Raw genomic sequence first — 8,654 nt, forward strand, 5'->3', positions numbered from 1 at the left:
CGGCCGGCCGCAGGTCGACGATCGTCACGTCGGCACCGGCAGCGCGCAGGGCGGCCGCGTGCGCCTCGATCGCGTCGTCGGACGCGTGGCGCGCCGCGACGACGAGGACCGTCGCGGTGCTCATGAGTCCTCCCGGGGGCGCAGCGCGGCGACGCGCGGCGCGAGCTGGCGGTCGCGGCGCAGCCGGTCGGCGAGCTCGTCGAGCGCGGCGTGCGTGGTCTCGTCCTGCCGCGCCGCGAGCGTGGCGCTCTCCGCGAGGGCTCGCGCGACCTCGTCGGGCGTGACCTCACGGACCCGGGCGACGAGCGGGTGCTCGGCGAGCACGTCGGTCGTCGCGTTCGCCGGGTCGTGCACCGCGACGATCGGGCGCTTGGTCGCGACGTACTCGTAGACCTTCCCGCTCGTCACGTACCGGCCGGTGCCGAGCGCGAGGACGAGCACGTCGGCGTCGGCGTAGAAGTCCGCGACCTGCGCCTTGGCGACCGGCCCGGCGTACCGGACCCCGTAGCTCGCGGCGTCGGCGAGGATCTCGGCGAGCGGTCCCTGCGGCACCGCGAAGTAGCCGAGGTGACCACCGAGCGTGAGCGTCGAGCCGGCCGGGAGTCGCCCGTCGGACATCGCCGTGCGCCAGCCCTCGAGCAGCTCGGCGAGCGGCACCTTGGGGGTGACCGTCCCGAGGTAGGCGAACCGCAGCGCGCCCGCGTGCGGCGTGGCGGGCGGCACCGGCGGGAGCAGCGCCGGGTCCCAGCCGTTCTCGACGACGACCATGCGCTCGGCGACGGCGGGGAAGCGCTCCGCGTGCCAGTCGCGCAGCGGGCGGTTGACGAACCAGACCTCGCGCGCGTCGGCCAGGAGCGTGGCCTGCCAGCGCGCGACCCGTGAGCGAGGGCGCGTCGTCGTGCGGCCCGAGAACACGTCGAGCGTCCAGGCGTCGCGGTAGTCCATGACGTACGGCACGCCCGTGGCGCGCCACAGGTCGTGCGCGGCCGCGAAGGTCACGTGCGGGTTGGCCGTCGCGAGCGTGAGGTCCACGGGCGTGTCGTCGTGCACGGCGCGCGCGGCCGCCGCGAGCGGGCGGCGCCACGGGCCGTAGGACGGCTCGGGGAACGGCCGCTCGTCGGCGAGGCGTCGCAGGCGGGCCCAGACCGGGGGGAGCGCGACGCGCAGCGCGCCGTACCGGCGCACGTCGGTGTCCTGCGCGGGCCAGGCGAACGGGATGCGCCGCACGACGACACGCGGGTCGACCCGCTCCTCGAGCGACGCGTCGGCGCCCGTGTAGCGCTCGAACGTCTCGCGCGACGCGGTGACGACCGTGACGTCCCAGCCCGCAGCGGCGAAGGCGTTGACGGTCGCGAGCGCGCGGTACACGCCCCCGGCCCGCGAGGGCGGGAAGCCCCACGCGAGGTAGAGCAGGTGCGGCGGTCTGGTCATCATCCCTCGTGGTGCGCGCGGTCGGGCCGCCCACGAGGTTACGCGACCTGAGGTGCGGCGGGACGGGTCGTTCGACGGCGCCGTCCCGTGCCCGAGGATCGGGGAGGATGGTCGCCGGGCCCGCGACCGACGGGCGCGACGACGAGCCAGCGACCGGGCGGGCTGAGGAGCGGAGGACGCCGTGGGCGTGGCACGACGAGCGCGCGGGCTGGCCGCAGGCGCGGCGGGGACGCTCGCCGCGCGACGGCACCGGCTGCCGCCCGCGCTCGACCGTGCGCTGGACGCGGCGAAGTGGGCGCGCACGCCCTGGACGGCCGATCCGGCCGACGTCCCGACGCTCGTCTCGCCGCGCTCGGGACGCCCCGCCCGTGTGCTCATCGGTCCCGCGAACTTCGCCGGTCAGGGCCTCGCGTGGGCGTCCGCGCTCGACCGGTCCGGCGTGCCGGCGGTGAGCTGGGCGTTCTCCGCCGACCCGCGGTTCGGCTTCGGCGCCGACCACAGCGCACCCCTGACGCAGGTGCACCGTGCGTCGCGTGCGTACCAGCGCCGGGTCTTCGCGCACGTCGTGGCGACGGTGGAGGCCGTCGTCATCGAGGCGGGCCGCCCGTTGTTCGGCCGGCTGCACGGCTACGACCCGGTGGCCGAGGCGCGAGCGTTGCAGGCGCACGGCGTGCGCGTCGCGTTGCTGTGGCACGGCACCGACATCCGGGTGCCGAGCGCGCACGCCGCCACGCACCCCGACTCGCCGTTCGCACCACCCGACGCCCGCACGCGTGCGCTCGAGGCGGTCGCGCTGCGCAACCGTCGCCGCGCTGCCGCGTTCGACGGCCCCGTGCTCGTCTCGACGCCCGACCTGCTGCCCGGCTGGCCCGGGGCGCTGTGGTGCCCCGTGGCCGTCGACGCCGACGCGTGGGCGAGCGACGCGCCCCTGCTCGCCCGCACCGCACCGCTCGTCGTGCACGCGCCGAGCAACCGCGCGCTCAAGGGCACGGACCTCGTCGAGCGCGCGGTGCGTGCGCTTGAGGCCGACGAGCTCGTCACCTACCGCGCGGTCGCGGGGGTGCCCGCCGACGAGGTCCGCGGCCTGTACCGCGGTGCGGACGTCGTGCTCGACCAGTTCCGGCTCGGCATCTACGGCGTCGCGGCGTGCGAAGCCATGGCCGCGGGACGGCTCGTCGTGAGCCAGGTCGACGCCCAGGTCCGCTCCGCGGTCGCGGCGCTCGGGCCGGAGCTGCCCGTGCGGGAGGCCACGGCGGACCAGCTCGAGTCCACCCTGCGTGCCGTCCTGGCCGACCGGGACGCCGCGCGCGCGCTCGCGGCCCAGGGGCCCGCGTTCGTGCGTGAGCTGCACGACGGCCGACGCAGCGCCTCCGTGCTGCGGGAGGCGCTGCGTCTCGACGAGCCGTCAGGCGACTGACCGGCGGGACGCTGCGGCGTCAGTCCCGCAGAGCCGCGGGCGCGGGCGCGGCGCGACGCTCGTGGGCCGTCGCGACGAGGTCGCGGACCACGGCGTCGGAGACGGCCCCGACGATCTCGGCGTCGGGGAAGCGCTGCGCGAGCCGCCAGGCCAGGGGGAGCGACGCCTCGTCGCCCATGACCACGACGTCGGGCGCGTGCGCGTCGAGCCATGCGGCGTGCTCGTCGAAGACGTAGCGCGCGATCCGCGCCGGGCCGATGTGCGAGTACACGCGGCGGTCGAGCACGGTCTCGACGCGGCGCGCGAGCTGGTAGTGCTTCGACAGGACCTTGCTCGTGAGGTTCACGCCGCGCTGGGCCGGGGCCTTCAGCGGCGTGGAGGTGCCGGCGACGAGCGTGCAGCCGCGCCGCACGCCGCGCACGAGGGTCGACGGGACGACGTCCACGAGCACGTGCGGGACCAGGTGGGCCGGGCCTCGGTGCACGTGCGGGCCGAGGTCGAGCACGTCGACGTTCGGCTCGGTCTGCGGACCGTTGCCCTCGGCCGCGGTGACGAGCGCGACGCGCGCCCCCGCGCGCAGGGCCTCGGACTGCACGCGCACGAGGCGCCGCGCCGCGAGCTGCGTGGTCGCGAGGCACAGCACGAGCGGCGCCTCTGCCGGGGGCGCGGGCACCGGGGGACGGCCCGCGAGCGCGCGGCGCAGGCGCTCGCCGTAGCGGCGCGCGCCGTAGCGCTCGACGAGCACCTCGCGCACGGTCGCGGCGTCGGCCGTCGCGAGCGCGTCCTCGAGGCGGTGCACCGCGGTGACCGTGCTCTGCGCGGTGGCCGGCAGGCCGACGTACTCGGCCATGCCGGAGGCTGCTGCGTCCGAGAGCGTCTCCTGCGGCCCGCTGCTCGTCGTCACCACGACCGGCAGCCCGGACATGGCCGCCTCGACCACGGTCAGGCCGAACGTCTCGAACGCGGACAGGTGCACGAGCACGTCGGCCCGGGCGAAGATGCCCGGCAGGTCGTCGGGGCTGGCCTGCCCGTGGAACGTGACCTTGTCCCCGAGCCCGAGCTCGGCGACCAGCGCGACGAGCTCGTCGCGGTCCGGTCCGCCGCCGACGAGCGTGAGGTGCGCCGTCTCCGGTCGCTCCTGTGCCCACAGCGCGAACGCCCGCACCAGGGTCAGCACGCCCTTGCGCTCGATGAAGTTCCCGACGAACACCCAGTGGTCCAGGCTCGTCGGCGTGCGCTCGCGCAGCGTGAAGCGCTCGTCGTCGACCGGGTTCGCGATCACGCGCACGCGCTGGGCGAGGTCGGGGAACTGACCGCGCACGCGGCGCGCCTCGAGCTCGGACACCGCGAGGTACCACTGCGCACGGCGCAGCAGCTCGGCGTACAGCCGGGCGCCCTCGGGCAGGCGCAGCACGGTGCGCAGGTAGGTCGCGTGCTCGGTCACGACGAGCTGCTGGTCGGGGCGCAGCAGCCCGCTGACCGCCCAGCCCGTCGGCATGCCCACGTGCGCGTGGACGACGTCCGCGTCCCGCAGCTCGGGCAGGTCCGCGCGGCGCAGCGCCTCCCGCTGCGCCCGGGCGGTGTCGACGCGCGGGCTCATCGAGTCGACCGGCATGTCGATACGCACGAGCTCGCCGAGCGGCGTCGTCGTGCGCGTGACTCCCGGCTCCGCGTCCGGTGGCACGTTGCGCACGTGCACGATGGTCGTGAGCTCGGCCGGGTGGCCGAGCGCGGCCACCGACTCCTGGACGAAGATGCCGTCGTACGGCCGGCCCTCGACCGGGTACCACGGTGTGGTGACGACGACTCGCTTGCCCTCAAGCACCGGTGATGACCTCCCGCAGTGCGGCGTCGAGCACACGCACCTGGTTCTCGCGTCGATAGGTGTCCGCATGGGCGCGCGCGGCGGCGTACACCTGCGGGGTCGCGCTGCGCGCGGCGCGCGCGGCCTCGACGAGCGCGTCCGCGACCGCCGGGCCGTCGACCGAGCGCACCGGGAACCACAGCGGGTACCCGCGCATGGGCTCGGTCGCCGCGGTCTCGGGCGTGTGGATCGCGACGACCGGCTTGCCCGTCGCGAGGCACTCGTACGTCTTGCCCGCGGTCACGAAGCGTGACGACGGGATCATCATGAGCAGCACGTCGAGCGACTCGTACGCCGCGCGCACCTCCGCCTTCGCGACGGGTCCCTCGAGGAAGACGCCCGCCTCGGGCCCGGGGATCATCGCGCGCAGCACCTGCGCGTCACGCGGGAAGAACCCGAGGTGGCCGTACAGGTGGGCGGTCGCGCCTGCGAGCTCCGGGTGCGTGCCGAGCGCGAGGTTCCAGCCCTGCCACGTCGCCGCGTGGGGCAGGTGGCTCGTGATCGTCCCCAGGTACCCGAACCGCAGGGGCCGGTCCGCGGGCGGGACCTCCTGCGTGACGTCGCCGAGCAGCTCGGGGTCGAAGCCGTTCTCGACGACGAGCATGCGCTCGGCCGCGCGCGGGTAGCGGTCGGCGTGCCACGCGCGCATCGGCTCGTTGACGTGCACCACGCGCGCCGCCGCCTCGATGAGCGTGCGCTCGGCTGCGACCTCGCGCGAGTCGTCGGGGAAGGCCGGACGCTCGTTGAACTGGTCCAGCGTCCACGAGTCGCGGTAGTCCATGACGTACGGGACGCGGGCGAGGCGGCCGAAGTCGTGCGCCGCCTTGAACGCGGTCCACGGGTTGCCCGTCGCGAGGACCACGTCGATCCGGTTGCGGCGGTGCACGCCCAGCAGGCGCCGCACGACCCCCGGCAGCCACGTCACGTACTTGTCGGGGAACACCTTCTGGCCGATCCGCGCACCCGCCGTCGCGATCAGCGGCATGTCGGCACGCAGGCGCGACATCTTGCGCACGTCGCGCTGCAGGTGCTGCGACGGCACCGCGACGCGCTCGACCCGCACGCGGGGGTCGATCGCGGCCAGCAGGCTGTCGTCCCGCGAGCCCGTGATGTCGTCGAAGAACGTCGGGTCGGCCGTCACGACCGTGACGTCCCACCCCATCTCGACGAGCAGGTTCGCGGTCGCGAGCGGTCGGTACACGCCGCTCGCACGCGAGGGCGGGAAGAACATCGCGACGATCGCGATGTGCGGACGTGCGCCGGAGTCGATCGTGGAGGTCACTCGTGTCCCGTCATCCGTGAGGCTGCGTGCGGTCGGGCGTCAGACGCGAGACGCCCGCCCGATCACCGTACGGGTGACCGTGGGCCACAGCGCGGCGTCGGTCACGCCTCGTCCGTCGACGAGCGCGCGCACGCCCGGCAGGTCGGCCTCGCCCAGGGTGCGGTACTCCGCGTGGTCCGCCTGCACGACCGCCGCGTCCACGCTCTCGCCCACGTGGTACGCGTCCAGGCCGAGCGTGGCGAGCTCCCCGTCCGAGTAGAGCGGGTCGTGCACGAGCGGCGTCGCACCGGCCGCGCGCAGCGCCTCGACCGTGGGGAACACGCCCGAGAACGCCGTCTCCTTGACGCCGCCACGGTAGGCGGCACCCAGCACGACGACGCGCAGGCCGGTGAGCGGGCCCGCCGCGGCCTCGAGCAGCGCGACCGCGTGCGCGGGCATCGCGGCGTTCGCCTCACGCGCCGCGCGCACGACCGTCGCGTCGGGGTCGTTGAACAGGTACAGGCGCGGGTACACCGGGATGCAGTGCCCGCCCACCGCGATCCCCGGCCGGTGGATGTGGCTGTACGGCTGGGAGTTGGACGCGTCGATCACGGCCTGGACGTCGATGCCCTCGCGCTCGGCGAACCGCGCGAACTGGTTCGCCAGGCCGATGTTGACGTCGCGGTAGGTGGTCTCGGCGAGCTTCGCGAGCTCGGCGGCCTCGGCCGAGCCCAGGTCCCAGACGCCGTTCTCCCGCGTGAGGTCGGGACGCTCGTCGAAGTCGAGCACGGCCTCGTAGAACTCGGTCGCGCGCTGCGCACCGCGCTCGGACAGGCCGCCGACGAGCTTGGGGTAGCGACGCAGGTCGGCGAACACGCGACCGGTCAGCACGCGCTCGGGGGAGAAGACGAGGTCGAAGTCGACGCCCTCGGTCAGGCCCGAGACCTCCTCGAGGAGCGGCTTCCACCGCGTGCGCGTCGTGCCGACCGGGAGCGTCGTCTCGTAGGAGACGAGCGTGCCGGGCGTCAGGTGCGCGGCGAGCGAGCGCGTCGCGTCGTCCATCCAGCCGAAGTCCGGCTGCCACGTCGCGTCGTCCACGAAGAGCGGCACGACGAGCACGACGGCGTCCGCGCCGGGGATGGCGTCGGCGTAGTCGGTGGTCGCGCGCAGCCGGCCAGCGGGCACGAGCTCGGTGAGCTTGTCCTGCAGGTGGGCCTCGCCCGGGAAGGGCTCGGTCGCGGCGTTCACCAGCTCCACGACCTGCGGGTTCACGTCGACCCCGACGACGTCGTGACCCTTCGACGCGAACTGGACGGCCAGCGGGAGGCCGATCTTGCCAAGGGCGACGACAGCGATCTTCACAGCATCCTCAAGGGGTGGAGACAGCGGTGGGGGCCGTGCGGATCCCGGCAACCCGGGCGAACGGCCTCCCTATACTAACGACGGCTTCGCCCCGGTCATGGGATCGAATGTCCCCCTGCAGCAGCAGCGATGTCGTGTGCCCCAGGAGGAGGTCGAGTGGTCCAGGCCCGGCCAGCGCTCACACCCGCGGACGTCGACGGGCGGCTCGTCGTGGTGACGCCGTGGTACCCGACGGCCGAGAACCCGTACGGCGGCGCGTTCGTGCGCGAGACGACGCGCGCGCTGCTCGGCGCGTTCCCCGACCCGCTCGTCGTGCACGTCGAGGTGCGCGCGCTCGACGCGGCCCCCGTCGAGCCGTCGCTCGGCGTCGTCGACGGCCTCGAGGTGCTCCACCTGACGGCCCCGATGGACCCGATGACACCGCGGCACCGCGTCGCCGAGCTCGTGCGCGACGCCCTCACGCCGTACGCCCCGGTGCTCGCGGCGGCCGCCGTGCTGCACGTGCACGTCGGGATGCCGACCGGCTGGGCGGTCCTCGACCTCGTCGGCGACCGCACGCGCGTCGTCGTGAGCGAGCACGCGTCGTACCTGAACAAGCTGTGGTCCGTGCCGCAGTCCGAGGCGATGTACGCGCGGACCGTGCGTGGCGCGGCGCTCGTCACCGCGGTCGGCGAGGACACGACGCGTGCCGTCCAGCAGCGCTACCCCGAGGTCGCGGACAAGGTCCACACGGTGCCCAACCCCGTCGACGTCGAGCGGTTCGCCCCGCGTGAGCTGCCACCGACGAACCTGCACCGCTGGCTGTACGTCGGCAACCTGCTCGAGGCCAAGGGCGTGCTGCGGCTCGTGCGCGCGTTCGCGGCGTGGCACGCGCAGCGGCCGACCGCGACGCTGACCGTGGCGGGCGGCGGGGTCGACGCCGACCGGGTGAGGGCGCTCGCGGACGAGCTCGGGGTCGGTGCCGCGGTGCGGCTCGTCGGCCGGGTCGCGCCCGCGCAGGTCGGCGCGCTCTACCAGGACGCGGACGTGCTCGTGCACCTGTCGGTCTCCGAGACGTTCGGGCTCACGGCCGTCGAGGCGCTCGCGAGCGAGCTGCCCGTCGTCGCGACCGCGACGCGCGGCGGCACGCGCACGCTCGACGTCGCGCAGGACGAGGACATGGCGCGGCTCGTGCCCGTCGGGGACGGCGTCGAGGACGTGATCGCCGCGGTGCGCGAGCTCGAGGAGCGGCGGGCGAGCGCGCGCCCGGGCCTCGTGCGCGCCGACCTCGCCGTGCGGTTCGGCACCCGGCCGGTCGGCGACGTGCTGGCGGCGGCCCT

Annotated in this window: 6 protein-coding genes; 2 read left to right on the forward strand and 4 right to left on the reverse strand. The window is 75.2% G+C overall.

What is annotated here, in order from left to right:
* Nucleotides 1-120 precede the first annotated feature (120 nt).
* Nucleotides 121-1,431 carry a glycosyltransferase gene (locus CWIS_RS08155; RefSeq protein WP_229747393.1) on the reverse strand — a complete coding sequence of 437 codons (1,311 nt, stop codon included), beginning with the start codon at nt 1,429-1,431 and terminating at the stop codon, nt 121-123.
* Nucleotides 1,432-1,618: 187 nt separating this feature from the next.
* Between CWIS_RS08155 and CWIS_RS08160 the strand changes: the two genes are divergently transcribed.
* Complete coding sequence (locus tag CWIS_RS08160) at nt 1,619-2,848, forward strand: hypothetical protein (protein ID WP_156186601.1); 1,230 nt, start codon at nt 1,619-1,621, stop codon at nt 2,846-2,848.
* Between the two features lie 19 nt (nt 2,849-2,867).
* On the opposite strand, the gene CWIS_RS17585 is transcribed toward CWIS_RS08160, so the two are convergent.
* Genes CWIS_RS17585 through CWIS_RS08175 form a run of 3 tightly spaced genes read right to left on the reverse strand, consistent with a single transcriptional unit; the run spans nt 2,868 to nt 7,335 of the window.
* Nucleotides 2,868-4,673 (reverse strand): glycosyltransferase family 4 protein, encoded by a 1,806-nt coding sequence (locus tag CWIS_RS17585; protein ID WP_053071628.1) that lies wholly within the window; start codon nt 4,671-4,673, stop codon nt 2,868-2,870.
* Nucleotides 4,666-5,994: a glycosyltransferase gene (locus CWIS_RS08170; RefSeq protein ID WP_082156314.1), complete on the reverse strand. Its 1,329-nt coding sequence runs from the start codon at nt 5,992-5,994 to the stop codon at nt 4,666-4,668. Before CWIS_RS08170 ends, CWIS_RS17585 begins: the two co-directional genes overlap by 8 nt.
* Before the next feature lie 39 nt (nt 5,995-6,033).
* Nucleotides 6,034-7,335 carry a nucleotide sugar dehydrogenase gene (locus CWIS_RS08175; RefSeq protein ID WP_048342774.1) on the reverse strand — a complete coding sequence of 434 codons (1,302 nt, stop codon included), beginning with the start codon at nt 7,333-7,335 and terminating at the stop codon, nt 6,034-6,036.
* A gap of 156 nt (nt 7,336-7,491) precedes the next feature.
* On the opposite strand from CWIS_RS08175, the gene CWIS_RS17590 reads away from it, so the two are divergent.
* Nucleotides 7,492-8,654, forward strand: a 1,163-nt coding sequence (locus CWIS_RS17590) for a glycosyltransferase (RefSeq protein ID WP_053071629.1), incomplete at its 3' end; no start/stop codon positions are given.

The organism is Cellulomonas sp. A375-1 (assembly GCF_001040865.1).
Classification (GTDB): domain Bacteria; phylum Actinomycetota; class Actinomycetes; order Actinomycetales; family Cellulomonadaceae; genus Cellulomonas; species Cellulomonas gelida.